Below are 24,507 nucleotides of genomic sequence, written 5' to 3' on the forward strand. Positions count from 1 at the left end.
CCGTTTGTAGAGTCGAGCCATGCCCGACTCCACAGAAACAAAAAAAAAAGCCGGGCAATGCCCGGCTTTTTCATTCGCAGCGGCAGACTTACTGCGCCTTGATCGCCATCGCCTGCAGGCCGGTGCCATCCAGCTTCTGCTTGGCTTCGGACAACTCGCCGGCACTGCCATACGGCCCCATGCGCACGCGGTACACGGTCTTGCCGTTGATCTGCGCCGATTCCACGCGTGCTGCCAGGCCCATCATCGCCAGCTTGGCCTTGGTCGCTTCGGCATCGCCGGAGGCGCCGAACGCACCCGCCTGCAGGATGTAGCGGGCGTTGTCGGCGGCAGCCGGTGCAGCAGCGGCCGGCGTACCGGCCGTGGTCGGCGGGGTTTCCGCACGCGCTGCCGGAGTGGCGGCGGCGCTGGTCGACGCCGTCGGCGTGCTGGCCGGCGGCGTTGCCGCAGCCGGGCGTTCACTCAGCGGTGCCGGCAGCGGACGGCTGGTAGCGGTCACCGGCGCAGTGCTGGCGACGCTGGCCGTGGCCGGCGGTGCGGTGGCCGCAACCGGCGGAACCGGCTTGCCTTCCAGTGCCGCCTGCGCGCGCTGCGCTTTCGGCCTTGGCCCCGGCGCTGGTCTTCGGCACGCGCGCTGGCGGCCAGTTCGGCGTCGGACATTTCAACTTCCTTGCCCGGCAGCAGGGTGTAGAAGTCGTACTGGGTGGCGGCCGGCTTTTCCGGTTCGGCCGGCTTCGGCGTGGCCGGCTGCGCGGCCGGCTGGGTGCCCACATCGCTGTCGGCATCCGCGACCGGGGCCGGCTGCGCGTTCGGGTTCGGCTGCGGACCGGCGCGAAGGAAGCCATCGCCTTCGCCCTTGAACAGGTTCGGCGCCGCCAGGAACACCACGGCCGCAATCGCCACGCCAGCGACCAGCCACACCCATCCGGGTGTGCCCTGGCTGCTGCTGTTGCGTCGTGCCTGGTTTTTGCCGCGTCGTGCTGCCATGGGTACTGCGTCTCCTGATGCTTACATTTTTTCCGGGGCGCTGACGCCCAGGAGTTCGAGGCCGTTGGCCAGCACCTGCCGCGCGGCGCAGGCCAGGGTCAGCTTGGCGTTGCGATCGGCGGCGTCTTCCACCAGCACCGGCGTCCCGTGATACCACGTGTGGAAGGCGTGCGCCAATTCACGCAGGTACTGCGCCACCAGGTGCGGTTCCAGCGCCACGCCGGCCGCCTCCACCACTTCCGGGTACCGCGAGATCTCGTTCATCAGCAGCAGCGAAGCGTCGTCAGCCAAGCGGCCAAGGTTGGCCAGGCCGTTGCCCTGTTCGTACACCAGGCCCTTCTCCTGCGCCTGGCGCAGCAGGCTGCAGACGCGGGCATGGGCGTACTGTACGTAGAACACCGGGTTGTCGTTGCTCTGCTGGCGGGCCAGGTCGATGTCGAAGGTCAGCTGCGAATCGGGCTTGCGCGCGATCAGGAACCAGCGGGTGGCATCGCGGCCGGCTTCCTCGATCAGGTCGCGCAGGGTGAAGTAGCTGCCGGCACGCTTGGACAGCTTCACTTCCTCGCCGCCACGCATGACGGTGACCATCTGGTGCAGCACGTATTCCGGCCAGCCCTGCGGGATGCCCACTTCCATCGCCTGCAGGCCGGCGCGCACGCGTGCCAGCGAGCCATGGTGGTCGGCACCCAGTTCGGTGATCGCGCGCTCGTAGCCGCGCTGCCACTTGGACAGGTGGTAGGCCACGTCCGGCACGAAGTAGGTGAAGGTGCCGTCGGACTTGCGCATCACGCGGTCCTTGTCGTCACCGAAGTCGGTGCTGCGCAGCCACAGCGCGCCACCTTCTTCATAGGTATGGCCCGAGGCCTGCAGCTTGGCCACCGCTTCGGCTACCTTGCCGTCGGCGTACAGCGAGCTTTCCAGGAAATAGATGTCGAAGTCGACGCCGAACGCGGCCAGGTCCAGATTCTGCTCGTTGCGCAGGTAGGCCACGGCGAAGCGGCGGATTGCCTGCATGTCGTCCGGGTCCTTGGCGCCGACCACGGTGCTGCCTTCCAGGTCGACGCTGGCGCCGGCCATGTAGGCGCGGGCGACGTCGGCGATGTATTCACCGCGGTAGCCACCTTCCGGCCAGCCGTCCTGGTCCGGCGCGATGCCCTTGATCCGCGCCTGGGTGGACAGCGCCAGGTTTTCGATCTGTACGCCGGCGTCGTTGTAGTAGAACTCACGCTTGGCGTTCCAGCCGTTGGCATCGAGCACGCGCGCCACGCAGTCGCCGATCGCCGCCGCGCGGCCATGGCCGACATGCAGCGGACCGGTCGGGTTGGCCGACACGTACTCCACGCCCACCGTGCGGCCGTTGCCGGACAGGTTGCGGCCGTAGTCGTGGGCTTCCTTGATGACCGAGGCGGCTTCGCGCTGGTACGCGGCCGGGGCCAGGTGGAAGTTGATGAAGCCGGGGCCGGCGATCTCGACCTTGCTGACGTCCTCGCTGCGCGGCAGCGCCTCGACCAATGCCTGTGCCAGTGCGCGCGGATTGCTGCGCGCGGCCTTGGCCAGCAGCATCGCGGCGTTGGTGGCGAAGTCGCCGTGGTCGCGGGTCTTCGGGCGCTCGACCACGAAGTCCGGCGGCAGGGAGTCGGCGGGCAGGGTGCCATTGGCGCGCAAGGCTTCGATGCCTTGGCTGATCAGGGCGCGGAGGAGATTTTTCACGAGGCCTGCTGTGAGAATGAGCGGCGGAATCGCCCATTTTAGCGCAGATGCCCGCGCCCACGCTGACCAGAACATGCCTGTGGGGGCGGCCGATAGCGCCCGAAGGGGCCGCGCTCAGCCGAACAGGCGTGGCTGGGGCGGGGATAGCAGGCCCCGTTCAGCAAATGAAACGGGACGGCCCTCGCCGACCACGAAGTGGTCCAGCAGGCGCACGTCCACCATTGCCAGCGCCTGCTGCAGTTCGTCGGTGATGCGGGTATCGGCGCTGGAGGGTTCCGGGTCGCCGGAAGGGTGGTTGTGGCTGAGGATCACCGCCGCCGCGTTGTGCAGCAGGGCGCGCCGGACCACTTCGCGGGGGTAGACCGGTGCGGCGTTGATGGTGCCGTGGAACAGCTCCTCGCAGGCGATCAGGCGGTGGCGGTTGTCCAGGAACAGGGCCATGAAGATCTCCCGGGCCTGCCCCCGCAGGCGGTGCTGCAGATAGCGGCCGACCGCGGCCGGGTTGTTGCCGACCGCTTCGCCGTGTTCCAGCTCGGCGGCCAGGTAACGGTGGGCCAGTTCCAGCCCGGCAGCCAGCGTACAGCTGCGCGCCGGGCCCAGCCCGGGCAGGCGGGCCAGCTCCCGCGCGGGCCGATCGAGCAGCACCCGCAACGGGCCATGCGCCTGCAGCAGGTCGCGCGCGGTCTGCACGGCATCGCGGCCGCCGAACCCGGAGCCGAGAAACAGGGCCAGCAGTTCGGCGTCGGAAAGTGACGTGGGCCCGCGCGCGATCAACTTCTCGCGGGGGCGTTCCTGTTCGGGCCAGTCGTGGATGGGCATGCCTGCATCATCGCCAGCCCAGGCGGCGTCTCCCATCAGGGCTTGCCGCAGGCCCGGGTCGGTCGATGCCTCAGTCGCGCCGGGTCTGCAGGTAGTCGAACAGTTCCTGGTTGTTCTGCAGGCCCAGCTTGCGCTTGGCTTCGGCCTTCTGCCGGCTGATGGTCTTCGGGCTGCGCCCACAGCGCTCGGCGACTTCGTTCACGTTGAGACCGGCCGCCAGCAGCTCCAGCACTTCCTGTTCACGTGCCGACAGCGGCGCCGGTTCGCGCGGAAACAGCAGGTCGCGCGCCTGCAGGTGGTGGCGCAGCTGCTGGGAGACGAATACCTGCCCGGCCAGCGCGGCGTTCAGCGCCTGGGGCAGTTCGGCGAAATCGGCACACTTGTCGACCAGGCCGCTGATGCCCTCCCGCAGCAGTCCGTCCAGCAGGCCGGGATGTCGGGCGCCGGTCAGCACCACCACCGGCAGGCCAGGGCGGCGCATGCGCAGCGCGTCGATCAGCTCTGGACCATCCGGGCCGGCACCCGGCATCGACAGGTCGGTCAGCACTGCATCGCAGTCGTGGTGGTCCACCAGCTCCAGCAGCTGGGCACCGTCACGTGCACTGCCGACGATGTCCATCAGATGGGTCTGCAGCACGATACGGATGCCATGCAGGACCACGGGATGGTCGTCGGCGATGATGATGCGTGGATGCACGCGGCTCCTTGAGGATCGAACAGGCCACGGTGAGCGGCGGCCAACGCCTGATTCTGCAAAAGGGCGGGGTCGTAACGGTATAGGAAAGGTCCGAAACCGATGCCCGGCGTCTGCCAGGTCAATACGGGCGGACTCCATCTGCTGATAGCCGCCCGCTATGTATGCCGTGTACCGGGACATTACCGACCATCGGGTAAGCTACCGCCCTCGTTTGCACAGGAATTCCAGGTGGCTGACTCCCCCAATGCTTCTCCCGCGCCGGCCCGCGCGCTGGAAGGTCAGAAACTGCTGTTGTGCGTCGGAGGCGGGATCGCGGCCTACAAGGCTTTGGAGCTGGTGCGGCGCCTGCGCGACGCCGGTGCCCAGGTGCAGGTGGCGATGACCGCCGGTGCCCAGCAGTTCGTCACTCCGCTCAGCTTCCAGGCCCTGTCCGGGCAGCCGACCCGCACCACGTTGTGGGACAGCGCCGCCGAACAGGCCATGGGCCACATCGAGCTGGCCCGCTGGGCCGACCGCATCGTGGTCGCCCCAGGCACCGCCGATCTGCTGGCACGGCTGGCCCAGGGCCATGCCGATGACCTGGTCAGCACCCTGTGCCTGGCCAGCACTGCGCCGTTGACGATCTGCCCGGCGATGAACCACCGCATGTGGCTGCATCCGGCCACCCAGGCCAACATCGCCCTGCTGCGCCAGCGCGGCGCGCAGGTGATCGGTCCGGTCGACGGTCCGCTGGCCGAAGGTGAGTCCGGTCCGGGTCGTCTGGCCGAGCCCGGCGACATCGTGGCCGCGCTGGCCGCCAATGGCAGCAGCGCCGCGACCGTTGCCGCGCCGGAAATCCGCGCGCTGCAGGGCCTGCGCCTGCTGATCAGCGCCGGTCCGACCTATGAAGATATCGATCCGGTGCGCTACGTTGGCAACCGCAGCAGCGGCAAGATGGGCTTCGCCCTGGCCGCGGCTGCCGCGACGATGGGCGCCCAGGTGGTGCTGGTCAGCGGCCCGGTACAGCTGCCGACGCCACCCGGCGTGCAGCGGGTCGACGTGCGCTCGGCCGCGCAGATGCGCGATGCCGTGCTGAAGTCGCTGCCGGCCGACATCTATATCGGCGCCGCCGCGGTGTCCGACTACACGCCGCGCCAGGTGGCTCCGCAGAAGCTGAAGAAGACCGCCGAGAGCCAGTCGCTGGTGATCGAGCTGGTGCGCACGCCGGACATCCTTGCCGAAGTTGCCGCGCAGACGCAGTCGCTGAAGCTGGTGGTCGGCTTTGCCGCCGAAACCCACGACGTGGAGAAATATGCGCGTGGCAAGCTGGTCGACAAGCGCCTGGACCTGGTGATCGCCAACCAGGTCGGCATCAGCGGCGGCGGTTTCGAGAGCGACAACAATGCCGCCACTGCCTTCTGGCAGGATGGTGAACAGGTATTCCCGGCCACCTCCAAGCGCGAGCTGGCCGAACAACTGCTGGCGCTGATCGCGCGGAGACTCCAGGCATGACCCAGGCTTCCACTTCCCAACCGCTGCAGGTCAAGCTGCTCGATCCGCGCTTCGGCGACAGCTGGCCTCTGCCGGCCTACGCCACCGAAGCCAGCGCCGGCATGGACCTGCGCGCCGCGCTGGATACCGCGCTGACCCTGCAGCCGGGCGACACTGCGCTGGTGCCCAGCGGCCTGGCCATCCACATCGCCGATCCGAACCTGTGCGCGGTGATCCTGCCGCGCTCGGGGCTGGGCCATCGCCATGGCATCGTGCTCGGCAACGGCACCGGTCTGATCGACGCCGACTACCAGGGCCCGCTGCTGATCAGCGTCTGGAACCGTGGTCGCGAGGCCTTCACCATCGAGCCGGGCGATCGCATCGCGCAGCTGGTGGTGGTGCCGATTGCCCGCGTCAGCCTGCAGGTGGTGGATACTTTCACCGACAGCGTGCGGGGAACGGGTGGATTCGGCCATACCGGGGTGCGTTGACGGGGGACATCGATGAGCGGCATCGGGGAAGGACAGCGGGGACGGTCGTTGGGACGCAGCGCGCCACTATTGGGGGTGCTGCTGGTCCTGCTGGCTGGCTGGTTCGGATGGAGCGCGGTGCAGCAATGGCGCCAGGAGGCCAACGGCCAGGCGCTGGAAGAAGCACGTGACCAGGCCGTGCAGGGCCTGCAGGAGGCGGCCGCCGGCCAGCTGAAGCAGCTGCAGCAGCAGCTGAAGAACGAACGCGTGCAGCAGGCGCTGCAGGCCGGTGATGCCGCGGCAGCGGCGCTGGCCGTGCGCGAGAGCTGGACCGGCGTGGAGCAGGCTGACGTGCTGACCGCCGATTTGGCCAACGCCTACGCCGACCCGGCCACGTTCGGCTATGCCCGATTGGCGCTGCTGGAAGCGGCATTGGCCGAAGGCAAGCCCAGCCTGCGCGTGGTCCGCGATGGCGGTGGCAATCGCCTGGGCCTGGCAGCGCCGGTCCAACTGGGCAGTCTTGGCCCGGCGGTGCTGTATGTGCGCCAGCCGTTGTTGCGGCTGACCTCACCGCTGGATCAGGTGAGCGCGCCCTCGGCGGGTTTCCTCGGATTGCGCCAGGGCGCGCACGACCTCGTCGCCCAGGGCGATTCCGGCCTGGCGGAAAGCGCCGAGGCACTGGCACGGCCGGTCACCGGTACACCGCTGCGGCTGGTGGCCGCGGTACCCAATGTCGAACCCGGTCCGCTGGGCCTGGGTTCGTTGGCCAGCGCCATCGTCGCGCTGCTGCTGGCGTTCATCGCCGTGCTGCTGGTGGTCGGTCGCGGTCGCCTGCCGAAGACGTTGCCGCTGCCGCGCCGTGCGGCCGTGACGGAAGCGGATCATGGCCCGACCCTGAGCGAGAGCCTGCAGATGGCGCCGCCGCCGGTGGCCGAGGCCAGCGCAACTGAAAGCGCACCGCCGCCTCCGCCGCCGGTTCCGGCCGAGGAACTGGCGGCAGGCATCTTCCGCGCCTACGACATCCGCGGCGTGGTCGGCAGCCAACTGACGCCGAAGACGGCGGCGCTGATCGGCCAGGCCATCGGCACCGCAGCGTTGGAGCAGGGCCTGCGCGAGGTGGTGATCGGTCGCGATGGCCGCCTGTCCGGCCCGGAGCTGGCCGCAGGCCTGGCCGAGGGCCTGCGGCGTGCCGGTTGCGCGGTGATCGACATCGGCCTGGCGCCGACCCCAGTGGTGTACTACGCCGGCTTCCACCTGCGTACCGGCACCTGCGTGGCGGTCACCGGCAGTCATAACCCGCCCGAGTACAACGGCTTCAAGGTGGTGATCGGCGGCGAGACGCTGTCCGGCGATGCCATCACCGATCTCTACCAGCGCATTGTCGAGGGCCGCCTGGTGCAGGCCGCCGAGCCGGGCGATTACCAGCAGCGCGATGTCAGTGCCGATTACATCCAGCGCATCGCCGACGACGTGCAGCTGGACCGCCCGCTGAAGGTGGTGGCCGATGCCGGCAACGGCGTCGCCGGTGCGCTCGCACCGCAGCTGCTGGAAGCGATCGGCGCCGAAGTCATTCCCTTGTACTGCGATGTCGACGGTACCTTCCCCAACCATCATCCGGACCCCAGCGAGCCGGCCAACCTGGAAGATCTGGTAGCGACGGTCAAGCGCTTCGGTGCCGACCTCGGCGTAGCCTTTGATGGCGACGGTGACCGGCTGGGCGTGGTCACCGGTGAAGGCAAGATCATCTATGCCGACCGCCTGCTGATGCTGTTCGCCGCCGACGTGCTGATGCGCAATCCGGGCGCGATGGTGATCTACGACGTGAAGTGCACCGGCAAGCTGTCCGACCACGTGTTGCGCAATGGTGGCAGCCCGTTGATGTGGAAGACCGGGCACTCGCTGATGAAGGCGAAGATGCGCGAGACCGATGCCGAGCTGGCCGGCGAGATGAGCGGCCACTTCTTCTTCAAGGAGCGCTGGTTCGGTTTCGACGATGGCCTGTATGCGGCGGCGCGCCTGCTGGAGATCCTGGCCCAGCGCGAGGAAACCCCGGATGAGGTCCTGGCAGAGCTGCCGGAGATGGTGGCCACGCCGGAACTGAAGGTGCCGGTGGCCGAAGGCACGCCGCATGCGCTGGTGGCGATGCTGGTGGCGGCGGCGCAGTCGCCGGACAACCCGTATGTGGGCGGCCGCCTGTCGACCATCGACGGCTTGCGCGTGGATTTCCCCGATGGCTGGGGCCTGGTGCGTGCTTCCAATACCACGCCGGTGCTGGTGCTGCGCTTCGAGGGCAACGACGAGGCGGCACTGGAACGCATCCAGGCGTTGTTCCGCAGCCAGTTGCAGCCGGTGCTGGGCGACACCCCGCTGGGGTTCTGAGGTCGGGCCGGGCTGCGCCCGGCACCCGCCGAAGCAACGTCAACGTCAACGTCAAAGGCCGGCTATCCGTGGGACACCGCCCCACCCCTGACAATGTCCTGGAGCTGTTGGTAGGTGTCGACCTTGGTCGACACGGTAGATCCACGCCATGCGTGGATGTTCTTCCGAATTCGTTTGTCTGGTGGGTGCCGACCGTTGGTCGGCACACTTTCACCCCTTGAACCGCAACCCCACGCCCGGTTCGGTGAACAGGTAGCGCGAATCCAGCGCTGAATCGCCCAGCTTGTGCCGCAGCTTGCCGACCAGAATGCGCAGGTAGTGGGTGTCGTGCTGGTGGGTCGGGCCCCAGATTTCCTGCAGGATCTGCGGCTGGGTCACCACGCGCCCCGCGTTGCGCAGCAGCAGCGACAGCAACGCGTATTCCTTGCGGGTCAACGCCACCGGCTCGCCGTCCAGCGCCACTTCACGGCGCACCAGGTCCACATGCAGGTGGCCATCGTCGAACACCGGTGGCGTGCCATCACTGGGCACGCTGCGGGTGCGCAGCAGCGCCCGTACCCGTGCCATCAGCTCCTGCGTGCCGAACGGCTTGGTCACGTAGTCGTTCGCACCTGTATCCAGTGCGCGCACCTTCTCGGCTTCACCCGCACGCACGGTCAGCATGATCACCGGCACCTGGCTCCACTGCCGCAGCTGCTCCAGCACCTCATGGCCTTCCATGTCCGGCAGGCCGATGTCCAGGATCACCAGGTCCATGTCTTCACTGGCCGCCAGCTGCAGGCCTTCCTGGCCGGTGGCGGCCTGCCGAACCTGGTAGCCCTGCGCGCGCAGGCTGATATCCAGGAACCGGCGGATCTGGGTTTCATCATCGATCACCAGCACGCGTGCGGGCGGCACGCTGGCGTCAATCGGGGTCGGGCTCATCGTGGGAGGCTGGCTTGAGCAGGGGCAGGGTGATGCGGATCAGGGTACCGCGACCGTCGCGTCCGGGCAGCGCCTGCACGCTGCCGCCATGTGCGCCGATCATGCCCTGGCAGATGGTCAGGCCCAGGCCGGTGCCGTGGCGGCCGCGGTCGCCGCGTTCAACGCTGTAGAACATGTCGAAGATGCGTGCGCGCTCGTCATCGGGAATGCCGGGGCCGGCATCGATCACGTCGATGCGCAGCTGGCCGTCCAGTTCACGCGCCTGTACCTGTACGGCAGCATCGGGCGGCGAGAACTTGGCCGCGTTCTCCATCACGTTGAACACCGCCTGTTCGACCAGTGCCGGATGCACCCAGATCGGCGCCAGCGTGGCCGGAATATCCAGCTCCAGCCGTACCTTGGGCTGGTAGCGCTGCAGGCGCCGCGCCGCCGAGCCGATCAGTTCGTCCACGCCGATCCAGTCGCGGTTGATCTTCAATCCTTCGTGGCCGAGGCGGGTCATGTCCAGCAGGTTCTGGATGTAGCGGTCCAGCCGTTCGCCTTCCACCAGGATGGTGTCCAGCAGGGCACGGCGATCGGCTGTATCCATCGCCGCACCGTAGCTGGCCAGGCTGTCGGCCGAACCGATCATCGCCGCCAGCGGCGAGCGCAAGTCGTGCGATACCGAAGAGAGCAGGGCCGAGCGCAATCGCTCGGTCTCGTTGCTGACGTGGGCCTGTTCCAGTTCGGCCACCAGCCGGGTGCGCAGCGCGGCCTGCGCGATGTCATCCACCATCGCCTCTGCCAGCTGCCGTTGTTCGGGCAGCAGGCGCGCCTGTGCGCCGGGCAGGTACAGGCCGGCCACGCCGACCGCACGATCCTCGCCATCCAGCAGCGGCAGGAACCACCATTGCGCGCCGGCGAGGGTGTCGGTGAAGCGGCCGCTGGGCTGGCCGTGGCGCAGTGCCCAGTCGGCGGCGGCCAGGTCGGTATCGCCCGGTTGGCTGCGGCCACCGGTGGCGGTATCGGCGCCGATCCGCAGCCACGCCGGCACGTCCATGGCCTGTTCCAGTGCATGCCGACCCGCCTGCGCCACTTCGCCGTTGCCGGCGGCACTGGCCAGCTGGCGTCCCAGCTGCTGGCGCGCGCGCGCATGGCGGTTGGCCGCACGCAGCGCGATCACCTGCATGCGCAGGCGCGAGGCCAGGCGTCCGGCCACCAGCGCGGCGGCCAGGAACAGGAACACGGTGATCACGCCCTGGCGCGCGCCGATGGCGAAGGTGAAGCGCGGCGCGATGAACAGGAAGTTGTAGGCGAGGAAGCACAGGATCGCCGCCATCACCGCCACGCTGGCGCGCGTACGTGCGGCCACCAGCACCACCGCCACGATGAACACCATGGACAGGTCGGCCATGCCCACCCAGCGTTCGGCCAGCCAGGCCACCGCACAGGCCAGTGCGGTGGCGATCAGCGCCTGCGCCGGCTCGTAGCTGATGCCGCGCATGGGTGGCAGCAGACCCTCGCGGCGCGAGCGTGCTCGCGCCTGCGGGGTGCTGATGATGGTGATCTCGTAGTGCGCGCCGCGCTGGATCAGCTGCTGGGTCAGGGTCCGGTTGAACATCCGCGCCAGCGGACGCTCGCGGGTGCGGCCCAGCACCAGGGTCGATACGCCGTTGTGTGCGGCATGGTCGAGCAGGGCATCGGCGATGCTCGATCCGTGCAGCAGTTCGGCGTCGCCGCCCAGCCGCCGTGCCAGCGCGAAGGCAGCATCGATCTCGCGCCGGGTTGCCTCGTCCTGGCGACGGCCCTGCACGGTCACTACCGTCCACGGTGCGTCGCGGCGCTCGGCGATGCGCCGCGCCACGCGCACCAGGTATTCACTCTGACCGCCGCCATCAATGGCCACCAGCACGCCGCGACGCAGCGGCAGGTTGCTCTCGCCACGCGCGGCGCGTGCTTCGCGCAGGCTGCTGTCGACGCGGTCTGCCGCTTCCTGCATGGCCAGTTCGCGCAGCGCGGTCAGGTTGGCCGGCGAGAAGAACGCCTGAAGTGCCTGCGCGGCCTGCTCCGGCACATAGACCTTGCCCTGCTGCAGGCGCGCGATCAGTTCGCGCGGCGGCAGGTCGACCAGCACGATGTCGTGCAGGCGGTCGAGCACACCGTCCGGCACGGTCTCGCTGACCCGCACACCGGTGATGCGCATCACCACGTCATTGAGGCTTTCCAGATGCTGGATGTTGACCGTGGTCCAGACATCGATGCCGGCGTCCAGCAGCTCCATCACATCCTGCCAGCGCCGCTCGTGGCGGCTGCCGGGTGCATTGCGATGGGCCAGTTCGTCCACCAGCACCAGCGCTGGATGCCGCGCGAGCACGGCATCCAGGTCCATCTCCTGCAGGGTGTGGCCGTGGTAGGCCACTGCCTTCAGGGGTAGCTGTGGCAGCCCCTCCAGCAGCGCCTGGGTATCGGCACGGCCATGGGTTTCCACCAACCCGACCACCAGGTCGACGCCGCGGCGCAGCTGTTCCTGCGCGCGGGTCAGCATGGTATAGGTCTTGCCCACGCCCGGCGCCGCGCCGAGGAACACGGTCAGCTTGCCGCCGGCCTCGCGTTGCAGGCCTTCGACCAGGGCATCGGCCTGGCGGGTACGCGCATCAGTCATGGGTGCCGCTGTCATGGCCGCCATTGTGCGCGCAGCCGGTGCAGGCCGGCATCACGGCGCCTTCGCCGCGTGATCCAGCGCGAAGTTCAGCGTCACCACGTTCACCCGCGGCTGGCCGAACAGGCCCCACTGGCGGCCTTCGGTATGCGCCTGCACCAGCGCCTGCACGCGTTCCACCGGCAAGCCACGGGCACGCGCCACGCGTGCCACCTGCAGCTGCGCGGCGGCCGGCGACAGCTGCGGATCCAGGCCACCACCAGACTGGGTGACCAGATCCGCCGGCACCTGCGCCGGCGCAACGCCCTCGCGCGCAGCCACCGCAGCGGTGCTGGCAGCGACGCGCTCGGCCAGCGCGGGGTTGCTGCGCGCCATGTTGGAACCGGCCGCCGCCATCGGGTCGTAGTTGGCGGCCGACGGACGTGCCTGGAAGTAGCCGTCACCGGTGAACGGCTGCGACAGCCAGGCCGAGCCGCGCACCTGGCCGTTGCCATCGCGCAGCAGGCTGCCCTCAGCCTGGGTCGGGTAGGCCAGGCCGGCGAAACCGGTGGCGATACCGGCGTAGACCGCACCGGCCAGCAGCAGGGTGGCCAGGCCCAGGCCGATCGCCGGGCGCCAGCTGGCGCCATCCTGCAGGCTGGCCACGCGGGCCTCGGCCTTCGGTTCGCGGGCCAGGGAGGTGGAGGTGGAAGCAGAACGGTTCATGCGCCGAATACCAGGACAAGAAGGAGGTCGATTGCCTTGATCGCTGCGAACGGCAGCAGCACGCCGCCGAGGCCGTACACCAGCATGTTCCGGCGCAGCAGCGCCGTTGCGGTGGCCGGGCGGAAGCGCACGCCACGCAGGGCGAGCGGAATCAGGGCGGGAATCACCAGGGCATTGAAGATCAGTGCCGCCAGCACCGCGTTGCGCGGGCTCGACAGCTGCATCACGTTCAATGCGGCCATGGTGGGAACGGCAGCGGCAAACAGCGCCGGCAGGATCGCGAAGTACTTGGAGACGTCGTTGGCCAGCGAGAAGGTAGTCAGCGCACCGCGCGTGATCAGCTGCTGCTTGCCCACTTCCACCACTGCCAGCAGCTTGGCCGGGTCCGAATCGAGGTCGACCATGTTGCCGGCTTCCTTCGCCGCCTGCGTGCCGGAGTTCATCGCCAGGCCGATGTCGGCCTGCGCCAGCGCCGGGGCGTCGTTGGTGCCGTCGCCGACCATCGCCACCAGACGGCCACCGGCCTGCTCCTGGCGGATGCGCGCCAGCTTGTCTTCCGGGCGGGCCTCGGCGATGTAGTCGTCGACACCGGCTTCGGCGGCGATGGCGGCGGCGGTCAGCGGATTGTCGCCGGTGATCATCACCGTGCGGATGCCCATCGCCCGCAGCTGCGCGAACTTCTCGCGCATGCCGTGCTTGACCACGTCCGACAGCTCGATCACGCCCAGCACGTGGCGGCCCTCGGCCACCACCAGCGGGGTGGCACCGTTGCGTGCGACCTGCTCGACGCGACCGGTCAGTTCAGCCGGCACATTGCCGCCCAGCGACTGTACATGGGCACGGATCGCATCGGCGGCACCCTTGCGGATCTGCCGCCCATGTTCCAGATCCACGCCCGACATGCGGGTCTGCGCACTGAAGGCCAGGTACTCGGCATGGTCCGGTTCGGCGGTGGCACAACCCTGTTCGCGCGCCAGGCGCACGATCGACTTGCCTTCCGGGGTCGGGTCGGCCAGCGAAGAGAGCAGGGCTGCTTCGCGCAGCTGGCTGGCGTCGATGCCGGCCAGCGGGTGGAAATGGCTGGCCTGGCGGTCGCCGTAGGTGATGGTGCCGGTCTTGTCCAGCAGCAGCACGTCGACGTCGCCGGCCACTTCCACCGCCTTGCCCGACTTGGCCAGCACATTGGCGGCCAGCGCACGGTTCATGCCCGCGATGCCGATCGCCGGCAGCAGCCCGCCGATGGTGGTCGGGATCAGGCACACCAGCAGCGCGATCAGCAACAGCGGGTCGACCTTGACGCCCACCGAGGCACCGATCGCCGGCAGCGTTGCCACCACCACCAGGAAGGTCAGCGTCATCGCTGCCAGCAGCAGGGTCAGCGCGATCTCGTTCGGCGTCTTCTGGCGGTTGGCACCTTCCACCAGCGCGATCATCCGGTCCAGGAAGCTGTGGCCCGGCTCGGCGGTCACCCGCACGATGATCTGGTCGGACAGCACCTTGGTGCCGCCGATCACGCCGGAGCGGTCGGTACCGGCCTCGCGCAGCACCGGTGCCGATTCGCCGGTCACTGCCGCTTCGTTGATGGTGGCCAGGCCCTGCACGATCTCGCCATCGGCCGGTACCAGCTCACCGGCACTGACGATCACATGGTCCCCCGGGCGCAGTTCGGCGGCCGGTACCTGGGCTTCGGCCGCGCCCGGTTGCGGCGCAGCCAGCCGGCGTGCCACCAGATCCTGGCGGGCACGGCGCAGCGACGCGGCCTGGCCACGGCCACGCGCCTCGGCCACCGCTTCGGCGAAGTTGCCGAACAACACGGTCACCAGCAGGATCGCGGTCACCGCCAGGCCGAAGCCCAGCGGCGCATTGCCGGTCAGGGTGACGATGGCGGCGACGATCGTGCCGGCCATCACCACCGCCATCACCGGGCTGCGCACCAGGTGCATCGGGGACAGCTTCAGCACCGCCTCGACCAGCGCACGGCGCAGGCCGGCGGCATCGAGCAGGGCAGGGCGCGCTGCAGGGGAACTACGGGTTGAACTTGCGTGGGTACTCATCGGGGTGTCCTTAGTGCAGTCCCAGGCTCAGGTGGTCGGCGATCGGGCCGAGTACCAGCGCCGGCATGAACTGCAGCACGGTCAGGATGACGATCACCGAGACCAGGGTCAGGGCGAAGGTCGGGGTTTCGATCTGCAGGCTGCCGGCAGACTCCGGCGCCTGGCGCTTGGCGGCCAGCTGTGCGGCCACCACCAGCGGGATGATCAGCAGCGGGAAGCGGCCCAGCAGCAGCACCAGCGAGCAGCTCAGGTTCCACCACAGCGTGGCGTCACCCAGCCCTTCGAAGCCCGAGCCGTTGTTGGCGTAGGCCGAGACGTACTCGTAGAACACCTGGCTGATGCCATGGAAACCGGGGTTGGAGGTGCCCGCCAGGCCGGGTACGGCCAGGGTGATCGCGGTGAACACCAGCAGGGTGATCGGCTGCAGCAGCACCAGCAGGGCCAGCAGGCGCACCTGTGGCGTCTCCAGCTTGCGGCCGAACAGTTCCGGCGTACGTCCGGTCATCAACCCGGCCAGGAACACACCCAGCAGCAGGTACACGATGAACTGCTGCAGGCCACAACCGATGCCGCCCCAGATCGCGCTGACCAGCATGTTGACCATCGCGATGCCGCCACTCAGCGGTGCCAGCGAGTCGTGCATGCCGTTGACCGAACCGTTGGAGACCTGGGTGGTCACCGCCGCCCACAGCGCAGTGCCGTCGGCACCGAAGCGCACTTCCTTGCCTTCCATCAGCAGCGGGGTGGCGGCGCTGGCGCTATGCCCTTCGCTCCACATCATCGCGCCGGTGGACAGCAGCGACATGCCCAGCATGCAGCTGAACACCAGGGCGCCGAAGCGACGCCGGCCAGTGAACGCACCGATCATGAAGATCACCGCCATCGGCACCAGCAGGATGCCGACCACTTCCAGCATGTTCGATACCGGGGTCGGGTTTTCCAGCGGGAAGCTGCTGTTCGGGCCGTACCAGCCGCCACCGTTGGCGCCCAGCTGCTTGGCCGCGACCATCGCCGCTACCGGGCCCAACGGCAGCTTCTGTGCGGCCATGCCGGCACTGGCATCGATCGGTGTGGCCTGTGGGCCACCGGCCATCGTCGATGGCACGCCCTGGCTGGTCAGCACCAGCGTCCACACCAGGCACAGCGGCAGCAGGAAGCGCACGCACAGGCGCACCACGTCCACGTAGTAGTTGCCCACCGCCACCTGGCGGTCATCGCCGCTGCCGGTGGCCGCCGCAGTCTGCGGCGCACGCGAGAACAACGCGCGCAGCGTCGCCACCGCCAGCGCCAGGCCCATCATCGGCGTCACCACCTGCAGGCCGGTGATGCCGGTCATCTGCGAGAGGTAGGACAGCTGCGCCTGGCCCGAATAGTGCTGCTGGTTGGTGTTGGTCAGGAACGAGATCATCGTGTGCAGCGCGGTGTCCCAGCGCATGTTCGGGATCTGATCCGGATTCAGCGGCAGCCAGGCCTGGGTCATGAACACCGCCTGGGTCAGTACCGCGACCACCACGTTGCTCAGTACGAAGGCCAGCACGTAGCCGCGCCAGGACATCGAGCGCGATGGATCGACACCGAACACCCTGTACAGCGGCTTCTCGATCCAGTGGAACAGCACGTCGACCTTCATCGGCGTGCCACGCATCACGCGGGCCAGGTACAGGCCCAGCGGCCACGCCAGCAGCAGGCTGGCGGCAATAATCACAAGCATCTCAGTCATGGCCGGCTCCGCTCAGAACGACTCGGGCCGCAGCACGACATAAAGAAGATAGGCGGCGGCGACCAGCACCAGCACGCCACACAACAACGACAGCCAGGGGGACATTGCAATAGCGTCCTGGTGGAACCCCTCCACCTCAGGCCGTCATCGTCGTCCTGCCCCCCATAAACGCACTACGCGCCGGACCGGGCCGACGCGTAAAGAGTGCATAAATTCCGTGGGCCAACCCGTAACCAGGCGCCGCCTTCTGTATCCCCCGCCATGCCGGGTGATGCTTTCCGTAGAGTCGAGCTTGCTCGACTGATTCTCGGGCAGGAACAGTCGAGCAAGCTCGACTCTACCCGGGAATCACGGGGCCTGGCTCGCCGGCACCAGCCCCTTCAGCTCGCGATAGCGCTGCAGGGTGCTTTCAATTTCCGCCTTCAGCGCCTGCTGCTGCTGCAGGAACCCGGCCTGCAGGCGCTGCTGCGACTGCAGCTGCACGTGCCGCTGGCGGATCGCCTCGGCTTGCTTGTCGGCCACCTTGGCACCGGCCAGTTCGCGGTCACCGGCCGCCGACAATAGAGCCACCAGCGACTCACGCAGGCTGGTGACGTTGTACTCGGCCGTCTTCAGGTTGTTGTCCAGCACTTCCTGGCGCTCGGCGAACACCCGGCGCAGGTCGTCCTCGCTGCCATAGGTGGTCAGCATCGCCTGCTCGGTGCGCTGGCGGGTCTGCTCGGCCATCAGATCCAGTTGCTGCTGCGCGGCCACCGTGCTGGCGGCGGCGCGCTCTTCGTCGGTCAACGCGCGCTGGACCTGCGCATTGCGCAGGCCACTCTTCGCGTTGAATTCCTCGCGGGCATGGTTGACCGCATCGGCCGGCAGCGAATCACTGCAGATCCGCTCCTTGCCCTCGTTCCAGCAGTACAGCTTCTTTTCCGTCTTGTCGCCGCCCCGCGGCTGCGCCGGCACGGTGAACGGTACGGCCAGCAGCAGGCCGGCAAAGAGCACAGCAGGAACTCGGGACATGACCTTTCCCCTGGGTCGGTCAGCGGATCGAACGGACGCCGTACTGGGCCCGGTAGGCTTCCAGCGGCTGCCGGTAACCCACAAGTTCCGGGTTGCCGGAGGCGAAATCAAGCAGATCGGCCAGCGTCGCCACGGCGATCACCGGAATGCCGGCTTCCTCGGCCACGGCCTGTGCGGCGGAGCGATGGTCGGTGTCCGAGGCGATCTCCTGGCGGTCCAGCGCGACCACGATGCCGGCCGGGATGCCACCGGCGTCGCGGATGATGCCCAGCGCTTCGCGGATCGCAGTGCCGGCGGTGATCACGTCATCGACGATCAGCACGCGCTTGCCATTCATGTCGGCGCCGATCAGCTGGCCGCCTTCGCCATGGGCCTTGGCTTCCTTGCGGTTGAACGACAGCGGCAGGTCGCGGCCACGCTGGGCCAGCTCGCAGGCCATCGCGGTGGCCAGCGGAATGCCCTTGTAGGCCGGGCCGAACACCACGTCGTACTTGATCCCGGTGGCGTCGATGGCGTCGGAATAGCACGCGCCCAGCTGCGACAGCAGGGAGCCGGAGTCGAAGCGACCGGCGTTGAAGAAATAGGGGCTCAGCCGGCCGGACTTGAGGGTGAACTGGCCGAAGCGGAGGGCATCGGCGGTCAGGGCCAGCTGCAGGAAACGGTGACGGTGGTCGCTCATCAAAACTCGATTCATCTTCATTTGGAGCACAAATCCTAATCCAGCTGGGCGTTTCGCGCTCGTCCAGCGCCTTGTGAAGGGTGCCCGGGCGGTGCCCGGCGGACTGCGCAGCCCGGCAGGCAACCGGTATGCTTGCCCGGTTTCCCGCCGCAGGTCCCCCGCATGCGCATCATCAGTTTCAACGCCAATGGCATCCGTTCCGCCGCGACCAAGGGCTTCCTCGACTGGTTCCGTGCCCAGGACGCCGACGTCCTGTGCATCCAAGAGACCAAGGCCCAGGAAGACCAGCTGACCGACCCGATGTTCCGCCCGGACGGCCACCACTGCTTCTACCGCGACGCCATCACCAAGAAGGGCTACAGCGGCGTGGCGATCTACAGCAAGCGCGAGCCGGACCAGGTCATCACTCGCTGGGCTGGGCCCCGTTCGACGACGAAGGCCGCTACATCGAGGCGCGCTACGGCAACCTCAGCGTGGTCTCCTTCTATATCCCGTCCGGCAGCTCGGGCGACCTGCGCCAGGGCTTCAAGTTCGAAGTGATGGAATGGCTGCGGCCGATCCTCGAGGAGTGGGCGCGCAGCGGCCGCGACTACGTGCTGTGTGGCGACTGGAACATCGTGCGTTCGGCGCTGGACATCAAGAACTGGAAGTCCAACCAGAAGAACTCCGGCTGCCTGCCGGAAGAGCGCGACTGGCTCAACGCCCTGTGCGCCGACCACGGCCAGGCCACTGATGTCGCCGCCGGCCGTGGCTGGGCCGATGCCTACCGCCTGCTCAATCCCACCGGCGAGGACTACACCTGGTGGAGCAACCGCGGCGCCGCCCGTGCCAACAACGTCGGTTGGCGCATCGACTACCAGTTCATCACCCCGGGCCTGCGTGACCGCCTGCGCAGCTGCTCGATCTACCGCGACGAGCGCTTCTCCGACCACGCGCCGTTCACCGTGGACTACGACCTGTGACCGAGGCTGCCAAGCCGCGCCGGCCGTGGCAGCAGGTGGTTTCCAACCTGAGCCAGCGCAAGGTGCTGGCGATGCTGCTGCTCGGCTTCAGTTCCGGCCTGCCGATCTATCTGGTGGGCAACACGCTCGGCTTCTGGATGCGCAAGGAAGGCATCGAGCTGAGCACGATCGGCTTCCTGTCATGGGTCGGGCTGGCCTACACCATGAAGTTCCTGTGGGCACCGATCGTCGACAAGACCGACGTGCCTCTGTTCGGCCGCTTTGGCCGCCGCCGTGGCTGGATGCTGCTGTCGCAGCTGGTTGTGGTGGTGGGCCTGGTCGGCATGGCGCTGGTCCAGCCGAAGGGGGGCCAGATCCAGTTCCTGGGTATCGCCTGGCAGCACATCGTCGTGTTCGGCGTGATGGCTGTGATCGTGGCGTTTGCCTCGGCCACCCAGGACATCGTCATCGATGCCTGGCGCATTGAAAGTGCTGACAACAGCGAGCAGCTTGGACTGCTGACCTCATCCTCCGCACTGGGCTACCGCACTGCATTGCTGGTCACAGATGCGTTGATCCTGATCATCGCGGCCCGTGTTGGCTGGCAGGTCTCCTACGAGATCATGGCTGTGCTGATGGCGCTTGGCGTGGTGGCCGTGGTCATGGCCCGTGAACCCGCGCGGGAAGTGGCTGCCGTGCAGGCACAGGCGACCTCCCTGTGGACGCCGCGCGGACTGTTCGACGCCGTGGCGGGGCCGTTCATCGCCTTCGTCCGCGAGCATCGCAGTGGCGCGATCCTGATCCTGGTGGCCATCAGCGTCTATCGCATGGCCGACTTCGTCATGGGGCCGATGGCCAATCCGTTCTACGTCGATCTTGGCCTGGACGAGGACACCGTTGGCGCTGTGCGGGGCTCGGTGGGCCTGGTCGCGACCTTCGTCGGCATTGCTGCGGCGGGCCTGGTCTCGGTTCGCTGGGGGGTGCTGGCGGCGCTGATGGTGGGTGCCGTGCTGGGTCCGGCCTCCAACCTGGCGTTTGCCTGGTTGGCCTATTCGGGCCCGGACACGACCCATTTCGCCGTGGCCATGGCAATCGACAACTTCGCCAGCGGTTTCGCCGGTACGGCGCTGATCGCCTATATGTCGAGCCTGACCAGCATCGGATATACCGCAACCCAGTACGCGCTGCTGAGTTCGTTCTACGCAATGCCCGGCAAGGCGCTCAAGGGGCTCTCCGGGTGGTCGGTACAGACGCTCGCACAGGGTCGGACGCTGCTGGAAGGCTACGCGCTGTTCTTCGTCGGTACCGCGCTGGTGGCGATCCCGGTGGTGATCCTCTGCGCCCTGCTGATCCTGCAGCAGCGTCGTCGCCAGGCCGCCAGCTCGACCTGATTGCCTGCCCGCCCGGTCTGCGGGATCATCGCCCCCGACGCGCCGAGGGGGCGGTGCCTTGCGAACGGGGAAGTGAGCATGGCCGACGTTGTGCTGCGGGACTTGGACCCGCTGCTGCTGGAACGCATCCGACGTGTCGCGGTCGCCCGCGGCTGGACCCACGAACAGACCTGCGCTGCCTTGCTGGAGCAGGGTCTGTTCAGCAGTGAACTGGAGGTTCGCTCCGGCTTCGGCGATCCCGAAGTGGACGCCCTCTCCGACGCCATCGCCGCCCTGCAGGCCCTGCCCGCAGGGCAGGGCTTCGATTAGCGCCTTTGTAGAGCCGAGCCATGCTCGGCTTTGCGCGGCCGGGCCAAGAGCAGCCGAGCATGGCTCGGCTCTACAAAGGCGCCTCACCTGCGTGGATGGCGCCACTCACGCTAGGTGGATCGCACCCAGGATCCGCGGGCCCTTCGCCCCGGTCACGCTCGGCAGATTGCCGGCCAGCCCGTCCATCGTCCGTTGCGCCAACCACGCAAAGCCCATCGCCTCCACGTACTCCGGGTCCAGCCCGTGCACCGCGCTGGACTCCACCTGCACCCCCGGCAGCCGCGCCGCCAGGCGCTTCATCAGTTGCCGGTTGCGCACCCCGCCGCCACAGACCAGCAGGCGCCGGGTCTGCGGCTGCTGCGCCAGCAGCGCATCGGCCACCGTCGCCACGGTCAGCTCCAGCAGGGTGGCCTGCACATCGGCGGCAGCGTACTGGCCTTCGCCCATGTGCGCCTCAGCCCAGGCCAGATGGAACTGCTCGCGCCCGGTGCTCTTCGGCGGCGGCAGCGCGAACCACGGGTCCGAACCCCAGCCGGCGAGCAGGCTTTCGTCCACCGCGCCGCTGGCGGCGTAGGCGCCGTCGGCATCGAAGGTGCGGCCGGTGTGGCGCTGGCACCAGGCATCCATCAACGCGTTGGCCGGGCCGGTATCGAAGCCACGCACCGCACCTTCGCGCGGGATCAGGGTCAGGTTGGCGATGCCGCCCAGGTTGAGCACCGCGCGGTCCTCATCGGCGGTGCCCAGCATGCCCAGGTGAAAGGCCGGCATCAGCGGTGCGCCATGGCCACCGGCTGCCACGTCGCGGCGGCGGAAGTCGGACACCGTGGTGATTCCGGTCAGCTCCGCGATGCGGTTGCCATCGCCCAACTGCACGGTGAAGGCGGGGTTGGCCAGCGGGCGATGGCGCACGGTCTGGCCGTGCGAGCCGATCGCGCGCACCTGGCTGCGATCCACGCCGGCCTCGGCCAGCAGCTGGTTGGCGGCTTCGGCGAAGTTGATCGCGATCCGCGCATCCAGCTCGCCCAGCTCCTCCAGCGAGTCCAGCGGGCCGCCCTCACCCAGCGCCACCAGCCGCGCACGCAGCACCGGCTCCCAGCGGGCGGTCAGCCCGTGCACGAAGCGGCAGCCGCCGCCGGCGGGGAACTGCACCAGCGCGGCATCGATGCCATCGGCGCTGGTGCCCGACATCAGGCCAAGGTACAGGGGGGCGTCAGCGTCGGCAGTCGTGTTCATGGCAGGCATAAAAAAAAGGACGCGGCAAGCTTGGGCTGCCGCGTCCTTCTTCGTCAACGCAGGGCGCTCAGCCGCGCTTGCGGCCGGTCGCCTGCCTGTCCTTGGCGCTGGCAACCTCGGGGGCGGCCTCGTCGCGGCTGGTCGGTGCCGGGCTGGCATCGGCGTAGATCAGCTTCTCCATGCCCTGGATGCGGGCCATCGCCGGCGCGGTCTGCGCGCGGAAGGCGACCAGCTCGGCGCCCTTCAGCGGCTCCGGCGGCGGCATGGTCACGGTCAGCGGGTTGCGGTGCTCGCCGTTGACGCGGAATTCGTAGTGCAGGTGCGGGCCGGTGGCCAGGCCGGTCGAGCCGACATAACCGATCACCGTGCCCTGGGCCACCCGCTGGCCGGTCTTGATGTTCGCAAAGCGCGACATGTGCCCGTACAGGGTGGTGTGGCCGCGGCCGTGGTCGAGGATCACCACATTGCCGTAGCCGCGCTGCACGCCGGCGAACTGCACGCGGGCATCGCCGGCGGCCATGATCGGGGTGCCGGTGCGCGCGGCGTAGTCCACGCCCTTGTGCATGCGCATCTTGCCCAGCACCGGGTGCTTGCGCGCGCCGAAGGTCGAGCTCAAGCGTGCGAAGGGGATCGGCATGCGGATGAAGCTCTTCTTCAGCGAACGGCCGTTGATGTCGTAGTACTCGGACTTGCCGTTGCGGTCGAAGCGGAAGCCGGAATAGGTCTTGCCACCGGTGGTGAAAGTCGCCGCCAGGATCTTGCTGGTGTCCACCTTCTCGCCTTCGCGCCAGGTTTCATCCATCACCACGCTGAAGCGGTCACCCGGCTGCAGGTCCTTCGAGAAGTCGATGTCGTACTTGAAGATGTCGTCGGTCATCGTCGCGATCGCCGACGGTGACAGGCCGGCCCGTCGGGCCGCGGCATACAGCGAACTGGTGATCTCGCCGCTGGTGACCACGGTGCGCGTAGAGGTCTCGCGCTGGGTCACCTTCTCCTTGATGTCGTCGCCGGCCAGGCTCAGTTCCACCCGGTTGTCGGCATCGCGGTCGAAGCGGATGCTGCGCAGGTCACCGGACAGCGGCATGTCGAAGGCGATCTCGGCACCCGGGCGCAGCTTGGTCAGCGCCTCACGCGCGCCCGGATGGTCCAGTACCCGGTGCAGGGTGGTGGCCGGGATGCCAGCCTTGTCGAACAGATCGCTCAGGGTCTGGCCGCGCTGCACCCGCAGCACCTGCCAGCTGTCACCGGGTACCTGCTGCTGGCGGGCCATGGTCAGCGGCGGCAACGGCAGCGCCAGGCTGGTATGGCTGTCGGCGAAGGGCGCGTCGATGGTGTGCGAGAAGCCGGGCACGATGGTCGCCACCAGGGCGCCGATGGTCGCGAACAGGCTGGCGTGCATCCAATGGCGCCGGGTCCAGCGTTCATTGAAGGCGGCGGGAAGATGTTGCCTGAGCTTCCGATGCAGGGCGTTGTCGTGCAGGACGTGGAGGCGTTCCTGGAAGCGCTGCTTGCGTGCGCGCCCTTGTTCGGAATTGTGCATCGGCGGTTTTTTCCTGGCAGCCCGGGAGCGCGGGCCTGATCGCCGGTTACCATAGACACCTGAGAAAACCGCGTCAAACCCTTGTGCCCATTGGCTTTTGTGAAGCCAATCGGGTTAACTTTGCTTTAACACCCCACACAAGAATCGGCGTTGCCGGGAGTAGTCACGTGTCCTCGATTGAAGAAGCCCTTGCCCTGATCGGCCGCGGTGCCGACGAGATCCTCAAGCTTGAGGATCTGCGTGCGCGCCTGCAGGAAGGCCGTCCGTTGCGGATCAAGGCCGGCTTCGACCCCACCGCGCCCGACCTGCACCTTGGCCATACGGTGCTGCTGAACAAGATGCGCCAGTTCCAGGACCTCGGCCACCAGGTCATTTTCCTGATCGGCGACTTCACCGGCATGATCGGCGACCCGTCCGGCAAGAGCCTCACCCGCAAGCCGCTCAGCCGCGAGGACGTGCTGGCCAACGCCCGCACCTATGAAGAGCAGGTGTTCAAGGTGCTGGACCGCAGCCGTACCGAAGTCCGCTTCAACTCGGAGTGGTTCGGCAAGATGGGCGCGGCCGACATGATCCGCCTGGCCGGCCAGCACACCGTGGCGCGCATGCTCGAGCGCGACGACTTCGCCAAGCGCTACGCCGCCCAGCAGTCCATCGCCATTCACGAGTTCCTGTACCCGCTGGTGCAGGGCTACGACTCGGTGGCCCTGGAGGCCGACGTCGAGCTGGGCGGTACCGACCAGAAGTTCAATCTGCTGATGGGCCGTGGCCTGCAGGAGCACCATGGCCAGAAGCCGCAGGTGGTGCTGACCATGCCGCTGCTGGAAGGCCTG

At 68.2% G+C, this 24,507-nt stretch carries 19 protein-coding genes and 2 pseudogenes (1 of these 21 running past the window's edge); 7 read left to right on the forward strand and 14 right to left on the reverse strand.

What is annotated here, in order from left to right:
• Positions 1-88 precede the first annotated feature (88 nt).
• The 4 genes and pseudogenes from FQS62_RS01585 to FQS62_RS01600 all read right to left on the reverse strand — a co-directional run bounded on the left by FQS62_RS01585 (position 89) and on the right by FQS62_RS01600 (position 4,213).
• Positions 89-987, reverse strand: a pseudogene (locus FQS62_RS01585) (SPOR domain-containing protein).
• 21 nt (positions 988-1,008) lie between these two features.
• Positions 1,009-2,697, reverse strand: coding sequence for an arginine--tRNA ligase (gene argS, locus FQS62_RS01590; protein WP_012478915.1), 1,689 nt, complete (start codon positions 2,695-2,697; stop codon positions 1,009-1,011).
• 114 nt (positions 2,698-2,811) lie between these two features.
• Entirely contained in the window at positions 2,812-3,516 is a 705-nt protein-coding gene (gene radC, locus FQS62_RS01595; protein WP_049448728.1) for a RadC family protein, read from the reverse strand.
• Between the two features lie 70 nt (positions 3,517-3,586).
• Positions 3,587-4,213 carry a response regulator gene (locus FQS62_RS01600; RefSeq protein WP_049448694.1) on the reverse strand — a complete coding sequence of 209 codons (627 nt, stop codon included), beginning with the start codon at positions 4,211-4,213 and terminating at the stop codon, positions 3,587-3,589.
• Positions 4,214-4,441: 228 nt separating this feature from the next.
• On the opposite strand from FQS62_RS01600, the gene coaBC reads away from it, so the two are divergent.
• From coaBC to FQS62_RS01615, 3 genes are read left to right on the forward strand one after another with little or no spacing between them, the layout of a single operon-like run.
• Complete coding sequence (gene coaBC, locus FQS62_RS01605) at positions 4,442-5,704, forward strand: bifunctional phosphopantothenoylcysteine decarboxylase/phosphopantothenate--cysteine ligase CoaBC (RefSeq protein WP_049435215.1); 1,263 nt, start codon at positions 4,442-4,444, stop codon at positions 5,702-5,704.
• Positions 5,701-6,174 (forward strand): dUTP diphosphatase, encoded by a 474-nt coding sequence (dut, locus tag FQS62_RS01610; protein ID WP_057499902.1) that lies wholly within the window; start codon positions 5,701-5,703, stop codon positions 6,172-6,174. Before coaBC ends, dut begins: the two co-directional genes overlap by 4 nt.
• Before the next feature lie 12 nt (positions 6,175-6,186).
• Complete coding sequence (locus FQS62_RS01615) at positions 6,187-8,532, forward strand: phosphomannomutase/phosphoglucomutase (protein WP_208042953.1); 2,346 nt, start codon at positions 6,187-6,189, stop codon at positions 8,530-8,532.
• A gap of 210 nt (positions 8,533-8,742) precedes the next feature.
• Here the strand turns inward: FQS62_RS01615 and FQS62_RS01620 are convergent, their stop codons facing one another.
• From FQS62_RS01620 to pyrE, 8 genes are all read right to left on the reverse strand, one after another.
• On the reverse strand, positions 8,743-9,456 hold the full coding sequence (locus FQS62_RS01620) for a response regulator transcription factor (RefSeq protein ID WP_208042952.1): 714 nt from the start codon (positions 9,454-9,456) through the stop codon (positions 8,743-8,745).
• Positions 9,437-12,097, reverse strand: coding sequence for an ATP-binding protein (locus FQS62_RS01625; RefSeq protein ID WP_208042951.1), 2,661 nt, complete (start codon positions 12,095-12,097; stop codon positions 9,437-9,439). Before FQS62_RS01625 ends, FQS62_RS01620 begins: the two co-directional genes overlap by 20 nt.
• A 51-nt stretch (positions 12,098-12,148) precedes the next feature.
• On the reverse strand, positions 12,149-12,799 hold the full coding sequence (gene kdpC / locus FQS62_RS01630) for a potassium-transporting ATPase subunit KdpC (RefSeq protein ID WP_208042950.1): 651 nt from the start codon (positions 12,797-12,799) through the stop codon (positions 12,149-12,151).
• On the reverse strand, positions 12,796-14,853 hold the full coding sequence (kdpB, locus tag FQS62_RS01635; RefSeq protein ID WP_049448682.1) for a potassium-transporting ATPase subunit KdpB: 2,058 nt from the start codon (positions 14,851-14,853) through the stop codon (positions 12,796-12,798). The genes kdpC and kdpB overlap by 4 nt, the downstream gene beginning before the upstream one ends.
• A 10-nt stretch (positions 14,854-14,863) precedes the next feature.
• Entirely contained in the window at positions 14,864-16,573 is a 1,710-nt protein-coding gene (gene kdpA / locus FQS62_RS01640) for a potassium-transporting ATPase subunit KdpA (RefSeq protein WP_049448680.1), read from the reverse strand.
• 12 nt (positions 16,574-16,585) lie between these two features.
• Positions 16,586-16,678, reverse strand: a complete 93-nt coding sequence (locus FQS62_RS01645) for a potassium-transporting ATPase subunit F (protein ID WP_005407770.1) — start codon at positions 16,676-16,678, stop codon at positions 16,586-16,588.
• 243 nt (positions 16,679-16,921) lie between these two features.
• Positions 16,922-17,584, reverse strand: a complete 663-nt coding sequence (locus tag FQS62_RS01650) for a hypothetical protein (RefSeq protein WP_057499908.1) — start codon at positions 17,582-17,584, stop codon at positions 16,922-16,924.
• A gap of 19 nt (positions 17,585-17,603) precedes the next feature.
• Positions 17,604-18,263, reverse strand: coding sequence for an orotate phosphoribosyltransferase (gene pyrE, locus FQS62_RS01655; RefSeq protein ID WP_032972564.1), 660 nt, complete (start codon positions 18,261-18,263; stop codon positions 17,604-17,606).
• A 162-nt stretch (positions 18,264-18,425) separates the two neighbouring features.
• Between pyrE and FQS62_RS01660 the strand changes: the two are divergent.
• The 3 genes and pseudogenes from FQS62_RS01660 to FQS62_RS01670 all read left to right on the forward strand — a co-directional run bounded on the left by FQS62_RS01660 (position 18,426) and on the right by FQS62_RS01670 (position 20,904).
• Positions 18,426-19,225 (forward strand): annotated as a pseudogene (locus FQS62_RS01660) (exodeoxyribonuclease III).
• Positions 19,222-20,595 carry a muropeptide MFS transporter gene (locus tag FQS62_RS01665; RefSeq protein WP_049435222.1) on the forward strand — a complete coding sequence of 458 codons (1,374 nt, stop codon included), beginning with the start codon at positions 19,222-19,224 and terminating at the stop codon, positions 20,593-20,595. The pseudogene FQS62_RS01660 and the gene FQS62_RS01665 overlap by 4 nt, the downstream one beginning before the upstream one ends.
• 78 nt (positions 20,596-20,673) lie before the next feature.
• Positions 20,674-20,904 carry a hypothetical protein gene (locus tag FQS62_RS01670; RefSeq protein WP_005420465.1) on the forward strand — a complete coding sequence of 77 codons (231 nt, stop codon included), beginning with the start codon at positions 20,674-20,676 and terminating at the stop codon, positions 20,902-20,904.
• A gap of 105 nt (positions 20,905-21,009) precedes the next feature.
• Here FQS62_RS01670 and FQS62_RS01675 read toward each other — a convergent pair whose 3' ends face one another.
• Together FQS62_RS01675 and FQS62_RS01680 are read right to left on the reverse strand one after the other, a co-directional pair.
• Positions 21,010-22,137: an anhydro-N-acetylmuramic acid kinase gene (locus FQS62_RS01675; RefSeq protein WP_080354931.1), complete on the reverse strand. Its 1,128-nt coding sequence runs from the start codon at positions 22,135-22,137 to the stop codon at positions 21,010-21,012.
• A gap of 67 nt (positions 22,138-22,204) precedes the next feature.
• The gene (locus tag FQS62_RS01680) at positions 22,205-23,677 is read right to left on the reverse strand and encodes a M23 family metallopeptidase (protein WP_107378986.1); all 1,473 of its coding nucleotides are present in this window, start codon (positions 23,675-23,677) and stop codon (positions 22,205-22,207) included.
• A 167-nt stretch (positions 23,678-23,844) separates the two neighbouring features.
• Here FQS62_RS01680 and tyrS point away from each other — a divergent pair, with 167 nt between their 5' ends.
• Positions 23,845-24,507, forward strand: the 5' portion of a protein-coding gene (gene tyrS, locus FQS62_RS01685; RefSeq protein WP_208043854.1) for a tyrosine--tRNA ligase. Its footprint extends 549 nt past the window's final position; 663 of the gene's 1,212 nt are visible here — the first part of the coding sequence; the start codon lies at positions 23,845-23,847; its stop codon lies off the right edge, out of view.

It is taken from the genome of Stenotrophomonas sp. SBJS02 (assembly GCF_020428325.2).
GTDB lineage: Bacteria > Pseudomonadota > Gammaproteobacteria > Xanthomonadales > Xanthomonadaceae > Stenotrophomonas > Stenotrophomonas africana.